General features: G+C 65.7%; 20 protein-coding genes. 16 read left to right on the forward strand and 4 right to left on the reverse strand.

Going from position 1 to position 19,849, the window contains the following annotated elements:
* Nucleotides 1–18 precede the first annotated feature (18 nt).
* On the forward strand, nt 19–345 hold the full coding sequence (locus AC3A4M_RS03015) for an Rv1322 family protein (RefSeq protein WP_498733898.1): 327 nt from the start codon (nt 19–21) through the stop codon (nt 343–345).
* Between the two features lie 21 nt (nt 346–366).
* Here the strand turns inward: AC3A4M_RS03015 and AC3A4M_RS03020 are convergent, their stop codons facing one another.
* Nucleotides 367–1,653 carry an AI-2E family transporter gene (locus AC3A4M_RS03020; RefSeq protein ID WP_498733902.1) on the reverse strand — a complete coding sequence of 429 codons (1,287 nt, stop codon included), beginning with the start codon at nt 1,651–1,653 and terminating at the stop codon, nt 367–369.
* A 281-nt stretch (nt 1,654–1,934) separates the two neighbouring features.
* Here AC3A4M_RS03020 and AC3A4M_RS03025 point away from each other — a divergent pair, with 281 nt between their 5' ends.
* The 8 genes from AC3A4M_RS03025 (at nt 1,935) to AC3A4M_RS03060 (ending at nt 11,977) form a co-directional block, all read left to right on the forward strand.
* Nucleotides 1,935–3,656, forward strand: coding sequence for a DUF8094 domain-containing protein (locus AC3A4M_RS03025; RefSeq protein WP_498733905.1), 1,722 nt, complete (start codon nt 1,935–1,937; stop codon nt 3,654–3,656).
* A 59-nt stretch (nt 3,657–3,715) separates the two neighbouring features.
* The gene (locus tag AC3A4M_RS03030) at nt 3,716–4,684 is read left to right on the forward strand and encodes a co-chaperone YbbN (protein ID WP_498732619.1); all 969 of its coding nucleotides are present in this window, start codon (nt 3,716–3,718) and stop codon (nt 4,682–4,684) included.
* 11 nt (nt 4,685–4,695) lie between these two features.
* A complete protein-coding gene (locus tag AC3A4M_RS03035; protein ID WP_498733908.1) occupies nt 4,696–5,808 on the forward strand; it encodes an NADH:flavin oxidoreductase/NADH oxidase in 1,113 nt (370 codons plus the stop codon).
* A gap of 48 nt (nt 5,809–5,856) precedes the next feature.
* Nucleotides 5,857–6,720 carry an ABC transporter ATP-binding protein gene (locus AC3A4M_RS03040; RefSeq protein WP_498733910.1) on the forward strand — a complete coding sequence of 288 codons (864 nt, stop codon included), beginning with the start codon at nt 5,857–5,859 and terminating at the stop codon, nt 6,718–6,720.
* Nucleotides 6,702–8,273: a transporter gene (locus AC3A4M_RS03045; protein ID WP_498733912.1), complete on the forward strand. Its 1,572-nt coding sequence runs from the start codon at nt 6,702–6,704 to the stop codon at nt 8,271–8,273. Before AC3A4M_RS03040 ends, AC3A4M_RS03045 begins: the two co-directional genes overlap by 19 nt.
* 99 nt (nt 8,274–8,372) lie before the next feature.
* Nucleotides 8,373–8,681, forward strand: coding sequence for a DUF3039 domain-containing protein (locus tag AC3A4M_RS03050; RefSeq protein WP_074701707.1), 309 nt, complete (start codon nt 8,373–8,375; stop codon nt 8,679–8,681).
* Between the two features lie 84 nt (nt 8,682–8,765).
* Entirely contained in the window at nt 8,766–10,199 is a 1,434-nt protein-coding gene (locus AC3A4M_RS03055; protein WP_498733914.1) for an MFS transporter, read from the forward strand.
* Entirely contained in the window at nt 10,196–11,977 is a 1,782-nt protein-coding gene (locus AC3A4M_RS03060; RefSeq protein ID WP_498733916.1) for a DEAD/DEAH box helicase, read from the forward strand. The genes AC3A4M_RS03055 and AC3A4M_RS03060 overlap by 4 nt, the downstream gene beginning before the upstream one ends.
* Nucleotides 11,978–12,004: 27 nt before the next feature.
* Here AC3A4M_RS03060 and AC3A4M_RS03065 read toward each other — a convergent pair whose 3' ends face one another.
* Both AC3A4M_RS03065 and AC3A4M_RS03070 read right to left on the reverse strand, forming a co-directional pair.
* Nucleotides 12,005–12,637, reverse strand: coding sequence for an isochorismatase family protein (locus AC3A4M_RS03065; protein WP_498733918.1), 633 nt, complete (start codon nt 12,635–12,637; stop codon nt 12,005–12,007).
* Entirely contained in the window at nt 12,634–13,974 is a 1,341-nt protein-coding gene (locus AC3A4M_RS03070) for a nicotinate phosphoribosyltransferase (protein WP_498733920.1), read from the reverse strand. Before AC3A4M_RS03070 ends, AC3A4M_RS03065 begins: the two co-directional genes overlap by 4 nt.
* Before the next feature lie 90 nt (nt 13,975–14,064).
* Here AC3A4M_RS03070 and clpS point away from each other — a divergent pair, with 90 nt between their 5' ends.
* The 7 genes from clpS (at nt 14,065) to AC3A4M_RS03105 (ending at nt 19,056) form a co-directional block, all read left to right on the forward strand.
* Nucleotides 14,065–14,415 carry an ATP-dependent Clp protease adapter ClpS gene (gene clpS / locus AC3A4M_RS03075; protein ID WP_498734089.1) on the forward strand — a complete coding sequence of 117 codons (351 nt, stop codon included), beginning with the start codon at nt 14,065–14,067 and terminating at the stop codon, nt 14,413–14,415.
* Nucleotides 14,416–14,417: 2 nt separating this feature from the next.
* Entirely contained in the window at nt 14,418–14,993 is a 576-nt protein-coding gene (locus AC3A4M_RS03080) for a DUF2017 domain-containing protein (protein ID WP_498733922.1), read from the forward strand.
* A gap of 117 nt (nt 14,994–15,110) precedes the next feature.
* Nucleotides 15,111–16,079, forward strand: a complete 969-nt coding sequence (murI, locus tag AC3A4M_RS03085) for a glutamate racemase (protein WP_498733924.1) — start codon at nt 15,111–15,113, stop codon at nt 16,077–16,079.
* Nucleotides 16,076–16,870, forward strand: coding sequence for an MBL fold metallo-hydrolase (locus tag AC3A4M_RS03090; protein WP_498732630.1), 795 nt, complete (start codon nt 16,076–16,078; stop codon nt 16,868–16,870). Before murI ends, AC3A4M_RS03090 begins: the two co-directional genes overlap by 4 nt.
* A gap of 28 nt (nt 16,871–16,898) precedes the next feature.
* Nucleotides 16,899–17,669: a ribonuclease PH gene (rph, locus tag AC3A4M_RS03095; protein ID WP_074701717.1), complete on the forward strand. Its 771-nt coding sequence runs from the start codon at nt 16,899–16,901 to the stop codon at nt 17,667–17,669.
* The gene (gene rdgB / locus AC3A4M_RS03100) at nt 17,666–18,301 is read left to right on the forward strand and encodes an RdgB/HAM1 family non-canonical purine NTP pyrophosphatase (protein ID WP_498733927.1); all 636 of its coding nucleotides are present in this window, start codon (nt 17,666–17,668) and stop codon (nt 18,299–18,301) included. The genes rph and rdgB overlap by 4 nt, the downstream gene beginning before the upstream one ends.
* A 74-nt stretch (nt 18,302–18,375) precedes the next feature.
* Nucleotides 18,376–19,056, forward strand: a complete 681-nt coding sequence (locus tag AC3A4M_RS03105) for a DedA family protein (protein ID WP_498732632.1) — start codon at nt 18,376–18,378, stop codon at nt 19,054–19,056.
* 16 nt (nt 19,057–19,072) lie between these two features.
* Here AC3A4M_RS03105 and AC3A4M_RS03110 read toward each other — a convergent pair whose 3' ends face one another.
* Nucleotides 19,073–19,675, reverse strand: a complete 603-nt coding sequence (locus AC3A4M_RS03110) for an HAD family hydrolase (protein ID WP_498733930.1) — start codon at nt 19,673–19,675, stop codon at nt 19,073–19,075.
* Between the last annotated feature and the right edge of the window lie 174 nt (nt 19,676–19,849).

Below are 19,849 nucleotides of genomic sequence, written 5' to 3' on the forward strand. Positions count from 1 at the left end.
GTGGGGCAGAATTGACCCATGCCCCGTTCAAACCGTCCCCGCCGCCGCACTGGGACGGCGTCACGTAAATGGGCGCAGGGCGCCGAGCTTGACCTGGACCGGGCCCGGGCGGGTATCCCGGAACGGCAGAGCGCGCCGGACGGGGAGTGGAACGTGCGGAGGATAACGCCGGGCAGCGCTGCCAAGGACTACACCTGCCCGGGATGCGGGCAGATGATCCGTCCCGGCGTGGAACACCTGGTGGCATGGCGGCAGGACTCGCTCTTTGGTGCGGAAACGGCCCTGGCCGAACGGCGGCACTGGCACCCGCATTGCTGGAAGACCCGAAGTTTCCGTTACCGCTAGCCGAGGAATTCCCGCGGCAGGCTAGCGCTGGTCTTGCCGGCTGATGATGACCTCCTTGAGCAGCAGCATTACGGCTGCCGCTGCAGGAATCGCCATGAGGGCACCGAGGACGCCCATCAACAGGCCGCCGGCAATGACGGCGATGACCGCTACGGCACCCGGCACGGCGACCGCGCGTTGCATGATCCGGGGCGAGACGAAATACGCCTCGAACTGCAGGTAGGCGAAGTAGATGATGGCAAAGAGCACTGCCGTCTGCCAGTCCACGGTGAGCGCCACGAGCGAGACCATGATTCCAGCGATCATGCCGCCCACCAGTGGGATGAAGGCCAGCAGTGCTACCAGGAATGCCAGCAACACGCTGAATGGAACGCCGGCGATGGACATGGCGATGAAGGCCACCAGCGCGTTGACGAGGGCGACACAGGCCTGCCCGATCACATAACTGCCGACGCTGCCGGTGATTTCCTCGGCGAGGAACTGGACACGTTGCCGCCGCGATCTCGGCGCCAGCCGGTAAGCCCAGACCTTCATCGCTGGCAACGAGGCGAGGAAATACAGGGTCAGAACCAGCACGATCAGTGCCCCGAAGGCACCTTGGAAGACCCTGCTGCCGACGCCTAGCACGCCCCCGAAGATGCCGGTGACGGCGTCGGAGTTGGCAAAGAACCTGGCCACTTCCTCATCCACGCGGTTGCGGACCTGGAACCGTTCGTCGATGGATTGGAATACCGGCGACTCCAGGAATTCGTCTACGTATCTCGGCGCGTTGGCCACGATCTGCGTTGTCTGGTTGACGATTGTCGGAATGAGCGTTGAGAAGAACGCCGCCAGGAGCCCGGCCAACGCAAGCACGACGGCGACAACTCCGGCAGGCCGTGGCAAGCCCTTGCGCTCCAGCCACCGCACCACCGGATCCAGGCCGAGCGCGATGAAGAGCGCGGCGGTGATCCAGCCGAGCAGTTCGCCGATGTTGGTGAGGATGAAATACAACAGCAGCGCCATACCGACACCGATAGTCGCCATGAAACCGAAGTGGATGGGATGGTGGGCAGCGGTATAGCCGGAGACAGCGGCGGGAGGGGGTGGCTCGACGTCGTCAGCCTCATCAGGTGTCTGGGCTTCCGGCGGCATTTCGAACCGGAGACGTGGCTGGGCGCGCGGTATGGAGGCGCCGATCCGGCCGAGGGCGGTCAGGACGGATTTCCGGCGGGCATGCGTGGTGACCGGGACCGGAAGCTGGGCCTTCGGTTCACTGGAGTTGTCGTTGCCCTCGGCACCAGCCGGATTTCCTGTATGCTCCCTCACGCGTATTAACCTGTTTCCCTCAGCCCGCGAACGTAGACGGGATGGACTTTGTCGAAGAGTATCAGCGGTTGTCAGCAGCAACCATGGTGGCAGGGCAGGAACGCCGGTGCCCGGGTGGCCGCTGTCACCAAGAAGGCACTCTAACAGTCTTTTTCGTTACCATAGGGTTATAAAAGATCGGCCGATGACGAGCGATGACATTTCTACCCGCGGACTGACCCTCTCCTGCCGCGGTTTGACGCGGGCGTCATGCCCCGCAGCGACGATTGATAGGTATTTTTGTGCGTTTAAAAATTGCAGTGGCCCTGATTGCAGCCGGCCTCCTCGCCGTGGTGCTCGGAATCGCCCTGCGAACCGTCTGGGCACCTCCGGAGACAGTTTCCGCGAACTATTCAGCGGCTGAATCGACGGCACCGGTGACGGTGATCGAGCCCGGCGTACTGGGCGTGGATGATGAACGCGTGGACATCACGGTTGAAGGCGAGGGAGAGTTCTTCCTGGCTGTGGGCCGTGCCGGCGACATCGACGCATGGGTCGGCGAAGCCGCGCATACTTCCATTTCCGCCATCGAAGACGGACAACTGCAGGGCAGCGCGGTAGAGGGGGACGCCAAGGTTCCCAACCCCGCAGGATCGGACCTGTGGGTCAGCGAGGAGACCGCCGAGCAAAGCACCGAGCACCGGTGGATCGCGCCGGCCGAGGGCGAGTGGTCGATCCTGCTGGCCGCGGACGGTACCAAGCCGGCCCCCACGAACGTTACGGTCAGCTGGCCGAACGACACCTCTTCTCCCGGCAGCATTGCCCTGATCATTATCGGCGCGCTGCTGGCAGTACTTGGACTGGCGATCGCCATCATTTCCCGCCGGAGCGGCGGAGCTGCCCCGGCCGGTGGGCAGGGTAACCGGCCGACCGGCAGCCTGGACGAGACCGCAGTTGTCGGCGGCCGCCGTGTGGCAGCAGGAGGCGGTCCGCGTGACTCTGCCGGAAGGGCTGAATCGCGTGCCGTTACACGTCGTTCCGGCGCCGGTGCCTTGGCCGTCGTGCTCGCTGCCGGAACGGCGCTGACCGCGCAGGTCCTGCCGGCGCACGCCGGCGAGCCTGCCGCTTCGCCCGAGGCAGCAGCGGCCGGCTACCCCGTCGTGCTGGACGGGCAGTTGAACCGCATTATGGATGCAGTGGCCGGAGCTGTCACCGCGGGTGACGCTGCCCGCGACGCCGGCGAACTCAACGCCCGGGTCGGCGGCGCAGCCCTCGCACTGCGCGAGGCCAACTACAAGGTGCGTGCAGAGAACGGCGATATGGCGGCACCCGTGCCCGTTGCCGCCGATCCGGTTCTGACCTCCATGGTCGACAGCGGCCCGGAATGGCCCCGGACCGTGGTGGCGGTGACGCGGGGCGACGACAATCCGGTTCCGCAGGTAGTGGTGCTCTCGCAGGAAACGCCGCGGGAGAACTACAAGATGGTCCACGCCGTGCAGATGCTGCCCGGTACAACCTTCCCCCAGGTCTCCACCGAAAAGGGCGGATCCCCATCCGTGCCGGCCGACAGCAAGGACGGACTGCTGCACGCGCCGCAGGAGGCCCTGAACCTGCTGGCCAGCTACCTGACGGACGGCAAGAACAAGGAAGCCGTCGCGGAGAATACGTTCGCCGAACAGATCACGTCCTTCCAGAAGGACCAGGTCGCATCCAATGACAATGCGGAGATCTCCTTCAGCCGCAGCGTCGACGGAAAGTCCGTGCGGGCGCTGAAGACGGCCGACGGCGGTGCCATGGTTTACGGCTATATGCGCAACGTCATGAGCAGCGTTCCTTCGGAACCGGGAGCCACCGTCGGACTCTCTGAAGAGTTCGCGGCGCTGGCAGGGGAGAAGTCCACCACGGAGGGCGTGGACGTAACTTACGGTGAGTCCGTAGCCATCTATGTTCCGCCGGCAGGATCGAAGGAGCCGATCACCGTTATCGGCGTGGCCCAGGACCTGGTGGATGTCCGCTTGAAGTAAGACCGAATACCGGCCCGCCGAATTCGGAACGCCCCGAGGATACGTATTAGTGTGATGTCATGAGCATTCCAGCTTCAGGGCAGGGCCCTGCGCCGTCATCCCTTAATCTCCGCGGAGCCGTGGATCTGTCCGCGCTCAAGCGGCCGCAGCAGCCTGCGGGCAACGCGCCCGGTACGGCGGCGCCTGCCGGTCAGGACGGCAACGGCGCCCGCGTGCCCTACATCGTAGACGTCAATCAGGAGAGCTTCTCTTCCCTGGTGCAGCTTTCCGCGCAGGTTCCGGTGATCGTGGAACTCACGGCCGGATACAGCGATCTCGCCCAGCAGTTGTCCGCCGTGTTCCGGACGGTGGCGGACGAATACGCCGGCCGGTTCATCCTGGCGCGGGTTGACGTGGAGGCCAGCCCCGGCATCGGGCAGGCGTTCCAGCTGCAGAGCGTGCCAGCGGCCGTGGCCTTGCTGAAGGGCCAGCCCATTCCACTGTTCCAGGGCCTCGCCAGCGAAGAGGAGCTGCGTTCGTTCGTCGAGGAACTGCTCAAGGTGGCTGAAGCCAACGGAGTGACCGGGCGCGCCGGTTCTGCCGATGGCCAGGAGGAAGCCCCGGCCGAACCGCCGCTGCCGCCACTGCATCAGGAGGCGTTCGATGCCATCGAAGCCGGCGACTATGCCGCCGCTGCCGCCGCCTACCGCAAGGCACTGGCCGAGCAGCCCGCCGACAATGAAGCCAAGACCGGGCTGGCGCAGGTTGAACTGATGCAGCGCCTGGAGGGTGCCGATGGCGCAGCTATCCGCACCGCCGCTGCGGAGAACCCGGATGATCTTGCAGCACAGCTGGCGGTGGCGGACCTGGACGTATCCGGCGGCCATATCGAAGATGCATTTGCGCGGCTGGTGAAGTTTGTCGCGCGAAACGCAGGCGATAACCGCGAAGCGGCACGCGCGCGCCTGGTGGACCTGTTCGAGGTTGTCGGAGCCACGGACCCGCGGGTTTCCAAAGCCCGCCAGGCCTTGGCCCGGGCGCTCTTTTAAAGGCGGGCCCGGTGGCTGCCGACGCGACAACCGGACTGTTCAGCCGCATTACCCTGCGGGGCCTGGAGCTGGCGCACCGCGGATGGGTTGCACCCATGTGCCAGTACTCCGTGGATGGCGCGGACGCTCCAGGGGTGCCCAACGACTGGCATCTGATGCATCTGGGCCAGTTCGCGGTCGGGGGAGCAGCACTGATCCTGACCGAAGCCACGGCGGTAAGCGCCGCAGGACGCATCAGCGGCCGTGACACCGGCATCTGGACCGACGCGCAGGCAGATGCCTGGAGCCGGATCACGGATTTTGTCCACCGGCACGGGGCAGCAGGTGCGAAGATCGGCATTCAACTTGCCCATGCCGGCCGCAAGGCGTCCACCTACTGGCCATTCGCCGTCGAGCATGGAAGTGTCCCGCGCTCGGAAGGCGGCTGGCAGACTCTCGCCCCGACCAGCGAACCGTTCGGCGGACTGGACGCACCGGAGGCTCTGGATGAAAACGGAATCCAGCAGGTCATTACTGACTTCAGGGATGCCGCGGCGCGTGCCGTATGGGCCGGGTTCGACACCATCGAAATCCACGGCGCCCACGGCTACCTGCTGCACCAGTTCCTCAGCCCCCTGGTCAATAACCGGGACGATGCCTGGGGAGGATCCGAGCCGAAGCGGTCAAAGCTGCTGCTTGCGGTCATCGACGCAGTCCGTGGGGTGATCCCTGATGCCATGCCGCTGCTGCTGCGCGTTTCGGCCTCGGACTGGGCCCCGGGCGGGCTGGACCCGGATTCGGTTTCGCGGATCGCGGCTGCCGCGCGCGAGCATGGAGTGGATTTCGTCGATGTTTCCAGCGGCGGCGCGGTGCCCGGTGTCCGCATTCCGCTGGCTCCCGGCTACCAGGTGCCCTTCGCCGCAGAACTCCGGCAGCGGACCGGGATGCCCGTCGGTGCGGTGGGGCTGATTTCCTCGGCCAGGCATGCCGACCGCATTATTTCCGACGGCGAGGCCGACGCCGTCCTGATCGCGCGCGCCGCCTTGCGTGACCCGCATTGGTGGCAGCGCGCCGCCGTCGAACTCGGCCATGATCTGCCCTGGGCTCCGCAGTACGAGCGGGCTGCCGTGAGGGAGAATTTTTAGTCCTTGCGGATGATGTGAACAGGGAACCGGCGTTGTTACCGTGGGTTCATGACATCCCCCGACGCCTGGCCGCCCGCCGAATCCGGCACGGCATCTCCTGCACCATCTGACTACCCCGAGCCGGCCGGGCCGGCCGGGACAGCCGCAGTTCCGCCGCGCGCACCGGCGCTGGCAGTCCGCGGTCTGGCGAAGCGCTTCGGCGGGAAGATCGCCGTCAACGGCGTGAACCTGGATGTGCCGGCGGGATCGTTCTACGGCCTGGTGGGACCTAATGGCGCTGGCAAGACGACCTCTTTGTCCATGGCAACGGGGCTGTTGCGTCCGGACTACGGCCAGGTCTGGGTGCACGGTGTCGACGTGTGGGCCCAGCCGCTAGAAGCCAAGCGGCTGATGGGAGTGCTGCCCGACGGCGTGCGGCTTTTTGACCGATTGACGGGCGAGCAGCTGGTCACCTACGCCGGTCTGCTGCGCGGGATGGACCGGGAGACCGTGGCCGGCCGGGTGGCGGACCTGCTGCGGGCGATGGACCTGACTAATGACGCAGGCACGCTGGTGGTGGACTACTCTGCGGGTATGACCAAGAAAATCGCGCTGGCTTCGGCGTTGATCCATGCGCCCAAGCTGCTGGTGCTGGATGAGCCGTTCGAGGCGGTGGACCCGGTCTCGGCGGCCAACATCCGGGACATTCTGCACGATTACGTGGACTCCGGCGGCACCGTGATCGTCTCGAGCCACGTGATGGACCTGGTCCAGCGCATGTGCGACCACGTCGCCGTCATCGCCAACGGCAACGTGCTGGCGGCCGGCACCGTGGACGAGGTCCGGGCCGGCGCCAGCCTGGAGGACCGGTTTGTGCAGTTGGTTGGCGGCCGGAACCAGGCGGAGGGGCTCGAGTGGTTGCGCACCTCGTAAGGCTCAAGCTGACCCTGCTGCGCAACGGCTTCAAGCGCAGCCCCTGGCAACTGGTCGGCGTCATCCTCGGCGGCCTCTATGCGCTGGGTGTCCTGGTGCTGCTCGTCGCCGGGCTGGTCCTGCTGGCCACGCACGAACCCGGCATTGGACGGATGGCCGTCATCCTCGGCGGTGCGGCCGCGTTCCTGGGCTGGGCGCTGATCCCCATGGTGGCTACCGGCGTCGATATGACGCTGGATCCGGCCCGTTTTGTCACCTTCGCCGTGCCCATGCGGCAGCTGCTGCTGGGCCTGGCCATCGGCGGCGTCATCGGTATTCCGGGCCTGGTCACCCTGCTGGCGGCCTTGGGCCAAGCGGCCATGTGGTGGCGCCAGCCCGTGGCGATGGTTGCCGCCGTACCCTGCGCCGCCGTCGCTGTTTTGACCTGCATTGTGCTTTCCCGGCTGACTACGTCCGCGTCGACCACGCTGGCAAGTTCCCGTCGGTTCAAAGACTTCAGCGGCATCATCGGCATCATTCCGCTGATGCTCCTGGGCCCGATCATCATCGGCGTCACCGAGGGGCTGCAGAGCTCGCGCGATTTCCTCCCCTTGCTGGCCGACACCCTCGCGTGGACCCCGCTGGGGAGCATCTGGGCAGTGCCCGGCGACCTGGCACTGGGGAACTGGGGCGTGGCGGCGGCCCGTTTCGCCATCGGTGCGGCGTTCCTGGCCCTGATCGCCTGGCTGTGGAAAATCAGCCTGGCCCGTGCGCTGGTGACACCGCCGTACAATTCGGTAACCCGCCGGGCCGCCGGCCGCCTGGGCTTCTTCTCCCGCTTTCCGGCCACGCCCACGGGCGCCGTCGCGGCCCGGGCCCTGACCTATTGGTTCAAGGATCCGCGGTATGGCGCTTCGCTGATTTCCGTTCCGCTGATCCCGGTGGTGATGTTCTTCGCCTTCTCGCAGGGCGGCGATTTCGGCTTCATGATCTGGCTCGGGCCGATCATGGCGTTCCTGCTCGCCTTCGGCATCTCGGCCGACATCTCCTACGACAACACCGCCTTTGCCCTGCACCTGACCACCGGCGTCAGCGGCCTCGCGGACCGGGCCGGGCGCGTGCTGGCCTGCGCGGTGTTTGCGCTGCCGGTGACGCTGGTTTTCGCCGTCGTACCCTTCATATGGCTGGGCAGCTGGGAACTGTTGCCCGGCGTGCTGGGCCTGTCGCTGGGCACCCTGCTGACCGGCTTCGGGCTCTCCAGCGTGGTGTCGGCCCGCTACACCTACAACGTGCCGCTGCCGGGGGAGAGCCCCTTCAAGACTCCGCCCGGCTCGACCGCCCGGATGATGATTGTGCAGATGGGCGGCATGGCGGTCCAACTGCTGCTGGTGCTCCCGGAAGGCGGTCTGCTGCTGGCGGCCATGCTCACCGGCGATGCGATCTGGAGCTGGGCCGCGCTGGCTGTCGGCCTGCTGCTGGGTGCTGTGCTGCTCTTTATCGGACTGCGGGCCGGCGGGAAGTGGTACGACCGCCGTGCCCCCGAACTGCTGCAGGCCGTGGCCGTCAACAAGTAGCCTCCGCTGCATAGAAAAGTCCAAATAACGACGGCGGGGCCTTGGGTTCCGCCGTCGTCCCTACCCCGGGCGCGGGGAAGCGGCGGGTAAGATGGACACATGACTTTGCCTCCTGATCCCTTCGAAAACGACCCGTACCGCGATCCCTCGGGGCCGGGCGGTTCCACCGCGACCATTGAGCGCGAAGAGCAGCGCGAGGAACTCGAGCCCGGAGACCGGGAGCGCTTTGCCCACTATGTGCGCAAAGAGAAGATCATGGAGTCAGCGCTCTCCGGCGAGCCGGTGATTGCCCTGTGCGGCAAGGTCTGGACGCCGGGCCGCGACCCCAAGAAGTTCCCGGTCTGCCCCGAGTGCAAGGAAATCTACGAGGGCCTGCGTCCCGGAAACGACGATTCCGGCAAGAAGTAAGCCTGTCTTCCATTCACCTGCGGCCGTCGGAGGTTCCATCCGGCGGCCGTTGCCCGCTGCCTGAAAGTATGTGCTGATTACCAGATGACCGAACCACCAGCCGCCGCAGCCGCAGAGGGAGCGATGTCGGCTGCCTATCGGTCGCTGACCCTCGGGCTGCTGGCCATCATCACGCTGACCGCGTTCGAAGCGATGGCCGTCGCCACGGCGATGCCGGTGGTCGCGCAGGAGCTGCACGGTCAGTCCAGCTACGGGCTGGCGTTCTCCATGTTCCTGACCGCCTCGCTGCTGGCCACCGTTATCGCCGGCATCTGGTGCGACGTCAGGGGCCCGACGCCCTCGCTGGGCGCTGGCCTGGCGCTGATGGTGGCGGGCCTGGTGCTCTCCGGCGTGGCGGATACGTTCTGGCTCTTCACCGCCGGCCGGGCCATTGCCGGGCTCGGCGGCGGCTTCCTGATCGTGGCGGTCTACGTGATCATCGGGCAGGCATACCCCCAGCAGGTGCAGCCGGTCATTTTCGGCTGGCTCGCGGCGGCCTGGGTGGTGCCGTCGCTGATCGGCCCCTACGTGGCCGGACTGCTGGCGCAGTACTTGTCCTGGCGGCTGGTCTTCTACGGCGTGGCACCAATCGTGCTGCTGGCGGTGCTGGTGATCTGGCCCTCGGTGCGCCATCTCGGCGCCCCGGAAAAGCCGACCATGGACCGGCGCCTGGGCAAGCAGCAGGTTGTCCGCGGGCTGGTTCTGGCCGGCGGCGTGTTCCTGGCCCAGTGGGCGCTGTACCAGGCAGTCCAGACGCCGGAGGCAGGAACGGCCGCGGCACTTTATGCCGTGGCGGGCGTAGGTACAGTGCTGGCATTGCTGGCACTGCCGGGTCTCATGCCGGCCGGCACGCTGCGCCTGAAGCGCGGGCTGCCCAGTGTCGTCGCCACCCGAGGCTTCATCAACCTCGCGTTTTTCGGCGCCGAGGCTTTCATCCCGCTGATGCTTGTTGCTTCCCACGGCATCTCGCCGGCGACCGCAGGCCTGGCACTGACCTCGGGCGCGGTGGGCTGGAGCATCGGCTCGTTCGTGCAGGCGCGCGTGCGGACAGACCGGCACTGGCTGCTGGTCATCGGTTCCGGCGTGCTCGCCGCCGCCATGGGACTGATGTCGCTGCTGACCAACCCGGAGGCACCGTTCTGGCTGCTGATTCTCGTGTGGGGAATCGCCGGTTTCTCCATGGGCATGGCGTTGTCCACGACGTCGGTCATGATTCTGAAGATGTCCGATCCGGCCGAGCGGGGCCGGAACTCGGCGTCGCTGCAGCTGGCGGACCAGCTCGGCGGCGTGGTCGGCACCGCGGGAGCCGGGAGTTTGTTCGCGCTGCTGCGGAACCCGGACAACCCTGCGGACGCCGGCGTGTACGTGGTGATCTGGCTCGCACTGGCCGTCTTCGCCGCGGCCGCCATGTACACTGGCTGGCGCAGTGCTGAACAGGATCAATTAGCTGCAAACCGCAAGGAGTTTCGCAAAGTATGAGCCAGGACACTCTCTTCGGTTCCGGACCGGCGCTACCCCCCGCCTACCCCGAACGGGCTGCCTGGGGTACCGCGCCCAAGCTGCGCCAGTGGCAGGCCGAAGCGCTGGAGAAGTACTTCTCGATGGCGCCGCAGGACTTCCTGGCCGTTGCTACTCCCGGCGCCGGTAAAACCACATTTGCGCTCCGGGTCGCGACAGAGCTTGTCGAGCGCGGGACGATCAACCGCATCGTCGTCGTCGCCCCGACCGACCACCTGAAGCGCCAGTGGGCCGACGCCGCGGCGCGGGTGGGACTGTCCATCGATCCGAACTTCAAGAATTCCGACGGCGCCCACGGCCGTGACTTCATCGGTGTGGCCGTAACCTATGCGCAGGTGGCGATGAAGCCGATGCTGCACCGGGCCAAGACGGAGGTCGCCAAGACGCTGGTGATCCTGGACGAAATCCACCATGGGGGCGATGCGCTCAGCTGGGGTGACGGCATCCGCGAGGCATTCGAGCCGGCTACCCGCCGCCTGGCCCTGACCGGTACACCCTTCCGCTCGGATACGGCAGCCATCCCTTTCGTCGAATACGCCGAGGACAAGGAGGGCATCCGCCGCTCCAAGTCCGACTACACCTACGGCTACGGCAATGCGCTGCGCGACCATGTGGTCCGCCCGGTGATCTTCATGGCATATTCGGGGCAGATGCGCTGGCGCACCAGCGCGGGCGAAGAGTATGCCGCCTCCCTTGGTGAAGCGGCAGTCACCAAAGACATCACCGCGCAGGCCTGGCGGACCGCGCTGAACCCGCAGGGGCAGTGGATTCCCTCGGTGCTGGCGGCGGCCGACAAGCGGCTGACCGAGGTCCGCCGTGCCGTCCCGGATGCCGGCGGACTGGTGATCGCCACGGACCACGAGGACGCCCGCGCCTACGCCGGACAGCTCAGCCGGATCACCGGCGAATCGCCCACGGTGATCCTGTCCGACGACGCGGGGGCCTCCGAGAAGATCGAAGAGTTCTCTGCCTCTGACACCCGCTGGATGGTTGCCGTGCGCATGGTGTCCGAAGGCGTCGACGTGCCGCGCCTCTCCGTAGGTGTATACGCCACCTCCACGGCGACCCCGCTGTTTTTCGCCCAGGCCGTGGGACGCTTCGTGCGTGCCCGGACGCGCGGCGAGACCGCCTCGGTGTTCCTGCCCTCCGTGCCCAACCTGATGGCCCTGGCCAACCAGTTGGAGCTGGAGCGCGACCATGCGCTGGACCGCCCGGACAAGGACAACGACGAGGGCTTCATTCCCGAAGAAGGCCTGATGGAGGCCGCCAACCGGGAGGACAAGGCTTCGGACTCACTGACCAAGGGCAAGTACGAGGCGCTGGAATCCCAGGCGTCGTTCGACCGGGTGCTTTTCGACGGCGGCGAATTCGGCACCGGCGGCGAAATCGGGTCCGAGGACGAACTGGACTTCCTCGGCATTCCCGGCCTGCTGGATGCGGATCAGGTGGGCACGCTGCTGCGCCAGCGCCAGCAGGAGCAGCAGTCCCGCAAACGCCTGCGCAGCGGCGCCGCCCCGGAACCCGAGCCGCAGGTGGTGGACCACCGGCAGCTGACGGAACTGCGCGGCCAGCTGGCCAAGAACGTATCAGCCTGGTCCGCTCGCTCCGGCATGCCGCACGGCATGGTGCATTCCGAACTGCGCCGGATCTGCGGCGGCCCGGCAGTTGCCCAGGCCAACGAGGAACAGCTCAACAAGCGGCTGAAGAAGCTCCAGGACTGGTTTATCGGCCGCAAATAGGCCTCAAGCAGGCCCTGTAGGCAATGGTCAGTTCTGTACCTGTTCCTGCACAACCTCGATGCCGTTGTCTTCGAGCTCCGCGATGGTCTCGGCCACCCGCTCCTCGTTGATACCAGCCGTCAGGTCCAGCAGGACGGACGTCGAGTAGCCGGCCTGCACGGCGTCAAGGGCAGTGGCGCGGACACAATAGTCCGTGGCGATGCCTGTGACCACCACTTCGTCCACCTCGTTCTGGCGCAGCCAGTCGTCCAGGCTGAGTACCTCCGCATCGTCCTCGTCGCCGTCGTCCTCCAGGTCGCCGGTGGCCACCTCGTCCTCCGGGGCAAGCAGGCCTTCGAAGCCGGAGTAGGCCGCCGCATAGGCGCCCTTACGGAAGTAGGCGTCGATCTCGTCGGTGTCCAGGTCCGGGTGCAGCTGTGCGCCCTTGGTGCCGGCCACGCAGTGGGGCGGCCAGCTGTCCACGAAGTCCGGCGTCTCGGAAAAATGGGTCCCCGGATCGATATGCCAGTCCTGGGTCGCCACGACGAAGTCGTAGTTGATGCCGTGGACCTCCAGATGCTCGCTCAGGTCCGCGGCAACCCGGGCGCCGCCGTCGACACCCAGCGAGCCACCTTCGCAGAAATCGTTCTGCACATCCACAATGACCAGTGCACGGGTCATGATTCCTCCTCAAACTCCTCGAACTCAGTGGGAATTACCGCTTCGCCGCGCTGCAGGCGGCGGATGGTGCCGGGCAGTTCGGCCATTGACTTGTGGTGCCGCTCGGCCGCACGCTCGACGCCTTCGGCGCCGGTCCATCCCGGCAGCAGCTCGCCGTTCTTCATGAACTGTTCGATCAGCGGGCGGTCATTGCCGTCGTCCTTCGGCCGGTGGCCGATGCCGACGATTTCCGCGGTGGCGGTGCCGCGTTCATTGAGCCGGCGCAGGGCGTATTTGCGGCCGCCGACGGAGACCTTGTTCTTGGCCGCCTTGGCCACTGGCACCGGGTTTCCGTTGTCATCTTCGCGGCTGACCAGCTTGTACACCATGCTCGCTGTCGGGGCCCCGGAACCGGTGACTAGTTCCGTGCCTACGCCGTAGGAGTCCACCGGGGCGGAGGCAAGGGCCGCAATAGCGAATTCGTCCAGGTCCGACGTGACGGTGATGTGTGTGTTGTGGTTGCCTAGATCGTCCAGCAGCTTGCGGACCCATTGGGCCTGCGTGACCAGATCGCCCGAGTCCAGCCGCACGCCGCCGAGTTCCGGACCGGCCAGCTCAACGGCCGTCCGGACGGCATTTTCGACGTCGTACGTATCGACCAGCAGCGTGGTGCCCTTGCCGAGGGAAGCCAGCTGGGCCTCGAAGGCGGCCCGCTCGCTGTCGTGGAGCAGGGTGAAGGAATGGGCCGCGGTGCCCACCGTCTTGATGCCGTAGCGGAAGCCCGCTTCCAGGTTGGAGGTGCTGGTGAACCCCGCGATCACCGCCGCGCGCGCCGCCGCCACGGCGGATTCTTCCTGCGTGCGCCGGGAACCCATCTCGATGCAGGGCCGGGCACCGGCCGCGCTGGTCATCCGGGAGGCCGCCGAGGCGATGGCGCTGTCATGGTTCAACGCGGACAGGATGAAGGTTTCGAGCACACATGCTTCGGCGAATGAAGCTTCGACGATGAGGATGGGCGAGTACGGAAAGTAGGCTTCGCCTTCGGCATAGCCGTAAATGTCCCCGCTGAACTTGAAATCCGCCAGCCAGTCGAGCGTGGGAGAGTCGACGACCTTGGTACGGGCCAGGAAATCGAGCTGGGCTGCGGGGAAGGTGAAGTTCTGGATGCCCTCGAGGATCCGGCCGGTGCCAGCAACCACGCCGTAGCGGCGGCCGTCCGGCAGCCTGCGGGCGAACGCTTCGAAGACGGAGCGCCGGTGGGCAGCTCCGGAGCGCAGGGCGGCCTGCAGCATGGTCAGCTCGTAGTGGTCGGTATACAAGGACGTGCTGGGAGGAACCCAGCCGGATTCGGTACTCACACCACAAACTCTAATCCGGTGTTCGCCGTCTGAGTACCCGGCACGGCCAAAGCGGCGCGGGGAGTCCTGAAGCCTACAATGGAATCCATGATGTCGAGCATTTACCCTGATTTCGCCCTGCCCGCGGTGGTGGTCAACACCATTGTCGACGCCGAAGCAGAAACGGCCCGGGACGCCGAAGTCGAGGAGCTCTCCGCAACGGACGTGCCTTGGGTGGTCATTGTCTGGAATGATCCGGTCAACCTCATGAGCTATGTCAGCTACGTCTTCCAAAGCTACTTCGGCTACTCGGAAGCCAAGGCCAACAAACTGATGCTCGAGGTGCACCAGCAGGGCAAATCGGCAGTGGCCAGCGGCAGCCGGGAAAAGGCGGAGCGGGACACCGTGGCAATGCATTCATTCGGCCTGTGGGCCACGTACCAGAAGGCGGACCAGGCGTAAGTATGGCCAAGGCATTCAGGAACACGCGCAAGGGCATTACCGGCGAGCTGGAAGCGGCGGAGCGGGATCTGATCCGCCGGCTCTTCGAGGACATCATCAGCATGCTCGAGCGCGAGGGGATCGCCGACGAGGACCCGCTGGCGGCGATGGTCGGCCTGGACAGCAAGGCCGTCAAGCCTGAGGACAGCGCCCTGCTGCGCCTGCTGCCGGATGCGGTGAAGAACGACGACGGCGAGGCGCTCGAGTTCCGCCGGCTCACCGAACGTTCCCTGCGGGAAGACAAGGTAGCGGCGCTGCGTGCCAGCTCGCTGCTGCTGGAGCAGAGCCACGTCCAGCTGACTGCCGAGCAGGCCCGGCTCTTCGCCCGCGCGGTCAATGATGTGCGGCTGGTGCTGGCGGACCGGCTCAAGATCGAGACAGATGAAGACGCCCAGGCCCTGCACGGCATCGACGACTGGTCCCAGGCCGAGGATCTGGACACCTACCTGGCCCTGGTCTACAACTTCATGACCTGGCTGCAGGAGACTTTGATGCAGGCGTTGCTGGATGGGCTGGGCAGGCCCGGATCGAACAGTTGATGCCCGCCGGCGGGCTTCCCGCCGCGTCATCAGACTGTGAGATGGCTTACAGCCGCTGCGCGGAAGTTCTGCAATAGCACGCCCAGGACTTATCCTCGTTAGATCATGAGCCCGGACGTGAGTGCGACTTTGAAGAACAGCCAACCCTCTGCCCCCATCGGCATTTTCGATTCGGGCGTTGGTGGGCTGACCGTTGCGCGTGCTGTCATCGACCAGCTGCCGCAGGAGTCCGTGCTGTACGTCGGGGATACCGCGAATGGCCCCTACGGGCCCTTGCCGATCGCCGAAGTGCGGGCCAACGCCTTGGGCGTCATGGATGAACTGGTGGATTCGGGCGTCAAACTACTCGTCATCGCCTGCAACTCGGCCTCCGCGGCCGTGCTGCGCGATGCGCGGGAACGCTATACCGCCCGCTACGGAATTCCGGTGATCGAAGTTATCCAGCCGGCAGTCCGCCGCGCCGTTGCCTCGACCCGCAGCGGCCGGATCGGCGTCATCGGTACTTCCGCAACCGTCGGCTCCCGCGCCTACGAAGACACCTTCGCCGCCGCGCCGCATCTGGATGTCACCTCGGTTGCCTGCCCGCGGTTTGTCGAATACGTGGAAGCCGGCGTGACGGCGGGGGACCAGCTCTTGTCCACGGCTGAGGAGTATCTTGCGCCGCTGAAGACGGCGGAGATCGATACCCTGGTGCTCGGCTGCACCCACTATCCGCTGCTGACCGGCGTCATCTCCTACGTGATGGGGGACAGCGTCACCCTGGTCTCCAGCGCAGAGGAAACCGCGAAGGATGTCTACCGCGCTCTGGTGCGCCATGGCCTCCTGCGCCAGGATGGCCTGCCGCCGCAGCACCACTTCATTGCCACAGGCGACGCGGCCGCGTTCGAGGTGCTGGCCAGACGCTTCCTGGGGCCCGAGGTCCGCACCGTGGAGCACGTGGACCGCGTGGCGGCGCAGTATCCCACCGGAGCCATGGCGCGGATTACCGACGAGATGATCGCCGCGGCGAAGTCCGGGAACGACGGGAACGAGGGGTCCCGGCTGTCGCATTTCGTCGGTGCCGGACGTGAGGACGCGGGGATATGAACCTGACCATTATTGGCTGCACCGGTTCGTTCCCGGGGCCGCTGTCACCTGCGTCCTGCTATCTGGTGTCGGCTCACGACGGCGAAAGGACCTGGCGGATCCTGCTGGACCTGGGCAACGGTGCGCTCGGAACGGCCCAGCGCTATATGGACCTGGAAGACATCGACGCGGTCTTCCTAAGCCACCTGCACCCGGACCACTGCATGGATCTGTGCGGCTTGCATGTTGCCGTCCGCTGGCATCCGGACGGCTGGTCAAAGGGCCGCATCCCGGTGTGGGGCCCGGCCGCCACCGCGGACCGGATGGCAACCGCCTACGGTCTCGAACTGGATCCGGGCATGCACGAAGAATTCGATTTCCACAACTGGACGGATAGGGAAAGCGTCAAGCTGGGGCCCTTCACCATCACGCCATACGCCGTGCGCCACCCCGTGGACGAGGCATACGCCATGCGCGTCGAGGCCACCGAGCCGGGCCCCAACGGTCCGGTCACCAAGATCCTGACCTATTCCGGCGACACGGACAGCTGTGACGCGCTGGTCGAAGCGGCCCAGGATTCGGATATGTTTCTCTGCGAAGCGGCCTACCATGAGGGCCGCGATGACGCCATTGAAGGAATCCACCTGACGGGAAAACGGGCCGGTGCAGCGGCGACCAAGGCCAATGTCAGCCGGCTGCTGCTGACCCATTTACCGGTGTGGAACGACTCCGTGCGTACGGTCGAGGAAGCCCGTGAGACCTACTCGGGCGGTTTGGCCGTAGCCGTGGCCGGAGTCAGCTACGTCGTCTGAGCGTTGGCCGTGCGGATAAGCTGGATTCATGACTTCAGTTGACTCGAGCTCCGCCCTGCCCGCCGCCATCGTCCGTGCCGATGGGCGCGCACCGGACCAGCTGCGGCCCATCAGCATTACCCGGGGTTGGTCCAACCAGGCCGAAGGCTCGGCGCTGATCGAATTCGGCAACACTCGCGTGCTGTGCACCGCATCCTTGACGCAAGGAGTGCCGCGTTGGCTCAAGGGCGAGGGCCGCGGCTGGGTCACCGCCGAATACGCCATGCTGCCCCGGGCCACGAACACCCGCTCCGACCGCGAATCCGTCAAGGGTAAGATCGGCGGCCGCACCCACGAGATTTCGCGGCTCATCGGCCGTTCCCTGCGCTCTATCATTGACCTCAAGGCCCTGGGCGAAAACACGATTGTGCTGGACTGCGACGTCCTGCAGGCCGACGGCGGAACCCGTACCGCGGCGATTACCGGGGCGTATGTGGCGCTGGCCGACGCACTGCGCTGGGCGAAGGAAAACAAGCTGGTGGGCCGCAACGCCCAGCCGCTGATCGATACCGTGGCAGCCGTCAGCGTGGGGATCATCGACGGCGTGCCCATGCTCGATCTGCCCTACGTCGAAGATGTACGCGCCGAAACGGACATGAACGTCGTCGTTACAGGATCCGGAAAGTTCGTCGAAGTCCAGGGCACCGCCGAGGGCGCGCCGTTTGACCGGGACGAACTGAACGCGCTGCTGGATCTGGCCCTCGCCGGCACCGTCGAGCTCGCACAGATCCAGCGCGAGACCCTCGGGGAAAGTGCATGAGCGGCTCAACCCAGCACAGCGGTCCGGCCCGCCTGGTCCTGGCCACCAGGAACCCCGGCAAGCTGCGTGAACTGCGCGAGCTGCTGCGGGGGCAAGTTCCGGGTCTCGACGTCGACACCCAGGTCATCGACGCAGCCACCGCCGGCGTGCCCGATGTGAAGGAAACCGGTGTCACCTTCGCAGAGAACTCCCTGCTCAAGGCGCGGGCGGTGGCGGCAGCGACGGGGCTGGTCGCCGTCGCCGATGATTCCGGTCTCGAAGTCGATGTCCTCGGCGGGGCTCCGGGCATCTTTTCGGCCCGCTGGTCCGGTTCGCACGGTGACGATGCGGCCAACCTGAAGCTGTTGCTGGCCCAGCTTGAAGACATTGGGCCGGAACACCGTGCGGCATCCTTCGTCTGCGCGGCCAGTGTCGTCTCGGCCGACATGGACGCCGTGGTGGAGGGCAGGCTTCGGGGAACACTCCTGGCCGAGCCCCGCGGCGCCGGCGGCTTCGGCTATGACCCGATCCTTCAGCCTGAGGGAATGGACCGCAGCTGTGCCGAACTGTCGCCGGAGGAAAAGAACGCCATCAGCCACCGCGGACAGGCCTTTCGGGCACTGCTGCCGCACCTGGTCAAAGCCCTGAGCTGATGCAGTGGGGTTCGTCACGGTGCAGACGTGCCGTTCGGCGAAGCGGAGGAGCGTAAGGCACACTTGAAGGCATCATGAGCATCCAATTCCCCGCTGCCGTTTCCGCCCAGTCCACTGACTCCGCCGCGAACCTTACGGGCGTGGCCCAGTGGGCCGTGAACATGATGGAGACCATCGGGGCTCCCGGCGCGGGCCTGGCCATCGCGTTGGAAAACCTCTTTCCGCCTCTTCCCAGCGAAGTTATCCTGCCGTTGGCCGGCTTCACCGCCAGCCGGGGAAACTTCACGCTCATCGAGGCGCTGCTCTGGACCACACTGGGTTCGGTGCTCGGCGCCTGGTTGCTCTACGGGCTGGGTGCCTGGCTGGGCCGACGGCGGATGTACGCCATTGCTGACAAACTCCCGCTGGTCGACGTCGAGGACGTCGAAAAGGTAGAAGCCTGGTTCAACCGGCACGGTTACAAGGCGGTCTTCTTTGGCCGGATGATCCCGATCTTCCGGTCCCTGATTTCCATTCCGGCGGGTATCGAACGAATGCCCGTGTGGAAGTTCCTGCTCCTGACCACGGCCGGCAGCCTGATCTGGAACGCCATCTTTGTTTTCGCCGGGTTCTACCTCGGCGAAAACTGGCACTTCGTGGAGCAGTACGCCGACATCTTCCAGAAGATCGTCATTGCCGCAGTGGTCATCTTTGCGGCCTACTGGCTCATTTCCAAGATCGTGAAGATCCGCAACAGCCGGAATTCAGCCTCCTGACTTCGACTGCCGGCGGCTAAAGTCCGAGCTCGCGCAGCAGATCCGTGCCCGGGACGTGATGGACCGTGGTCATTCCGAGCGCCTTGGCAGCCGCAATGTTTTCGGCCTTGTCGTCAATGAAGACGATCGCGGCCGGATCCGCGTTCAGTGTCGAGAGCACGTGTTGGAAGGCGCCGGGATTGGGTTTGACCTTGCCGATCCTGGAGCTGTAAAAGCACTGTGAAAAGTATCGGGTCCATGCTGCGGAAGAAAATTCGTCTGCCATGGCCAGTGGCATATTGGACAGCACGGCCAGTTGTGCGGTGCGCGAACTGAGCAGATCCAGGACATCGAGTGTGTCCAGATTCAGATGCGACCACTGGATGGCGTCCAGGGAATCCAGTTCCATGGCTCTGCCCTCGGAGACGGCCGAGCCGACTACCCGTGTCCAGTAGTCTCTCGAGGAGAGCCGCCCCTCGTCGTACTGCAGCCGGTGCAGCCAGTAAGCGCTTTCCACCTGCCGCAGATTCAGGCCTGCCGCCTCTTCCAACGCCTGCCAGTCAGCTTCTTCCGGGGCGGTGGAAATCACCATGCCGTAGTCGAACAAATACCACTGCGGCCCGGGGGTGAGAGTAGCCATGTCTCAAGGGTAGCGCTGCGCCCGCCGGCTTCTAAGAGCTCCTGTGTTAACACTTCATTAAGCTTCTTCTCCGTTTTCCCCAGCCACATCTCTTGACCTCCGGTGCAGGAGGTGTTGTATGGTTAGCTACATGAGTAATGAACCCCCTAACCTCGCCGAGGTGAACGGAGGTTG

This window comes from Arthrobacter sp. Soil_C_60 (assembly GCF_057656375.1).

Excerpts from the sequence above, each read along its gene's own strand:
- AC3A4M_RS03110 (WP_498733930.1), bottom strand. The coding sequence starts at position 19,675 with ATGGCTACTCTCACCCCCGGGCCGCAGTGGTATTTGTTCGACTACGGC.
- AC3A4M_RS03105 (WP_498732632.1), top strand. The coding sequence starts at position 18,376 with ATGAGCATCCAATTCCCCGCTGCCGTTTCCGCCCAGTCCACTGACTCC.
- rph (WP_074701717.1), top strand. The coding sequence starts at position 16,899 with ATGACTTCAGTTGACTCGAGCTCCGCCCTGCCCGCCGCCATCGTCCGT.
- AC3A4M_RS03055 (WP_498733914.1), top strand. The coding sequence starts at position 8,766 with ATGACCGAACCACCAGCCGCCGCAGCCGCAGAGGGAGCGATGTCGGCT.
- AC3A4M_RS03015 (WP_498733898.1), top strand. The coding sequence starts at position 19 with ATGCCCCGTTCAAACCGTCCCCGCCGCCGCACTGGGACGGCGTCACGT.
- rdgB (WP_498733927.1), top strand. The coding sequence starts at position 17,666 with ATGAGCGGCTCAACCCAGCACAGCGGTCCGGCCCGCCTGGTCCTGGCC.
- AC3A4M_RS03030 (WP_498732619.1), top strand. The coding sequence starts at position 3,716 with ATGAGCATTCCAGCTTCAGGGCAGGGCCCTGCGCCGTCATCCCTTAAT.
- AC3A4M_RS03080 (WP_498733922.1), top strand. The coding sequence starts at position 14,418 with ATGGCCAAGGCATTCAGGAACACGCGCAAGGGCATTACCGGCGAGCTG.
- AC3A4M_RS03065 (WP_498733918.1), bottom strand. The coding sequence starts at position 12,637 with ATGACCCGTGCACTGGTCATTGTGGATGTGCAGAACGATTTCTGCGAA.
- AC3A4M_RS03060 (WP_498733916.1), top strand. The coding sequence starts at position 10,196 with ATGAGCCAGGACACTCTCTTCGGTTCCGGACCGGCGCTACCCCCCGCC.
- AC3A4M_RS03040 (WP_498733910.1), top strand. The coding sequence starts at position 5,857 with ATGACATCCCCCGACGCCTGGCCGCCCGCCGAATCCGGCACGGCATCT.
- AC3A4M_RS03090 (WP_498732630.1), top strand. The coding sequence starts at position 16,076 with ATGAACCTGACCATTATTGGCTGCACCGGTTCGTTCCCGGGGCCGCTG.
- clpS (WP_498734089.1), top strand. The coding sequence starts at position 14,065 with ATGTCGAGCATTTACCCTGATTTCGCCCTGCCCGCGGTGGTGGTCAAC.
- AC3A4M_RS03050 (WP_074701707.1), top strand. The coding sequence starts at position 8,373 with ATGACTTTGCCTCCTGATCCCTTCGAAAACGACCCGTACCGCGATCCC.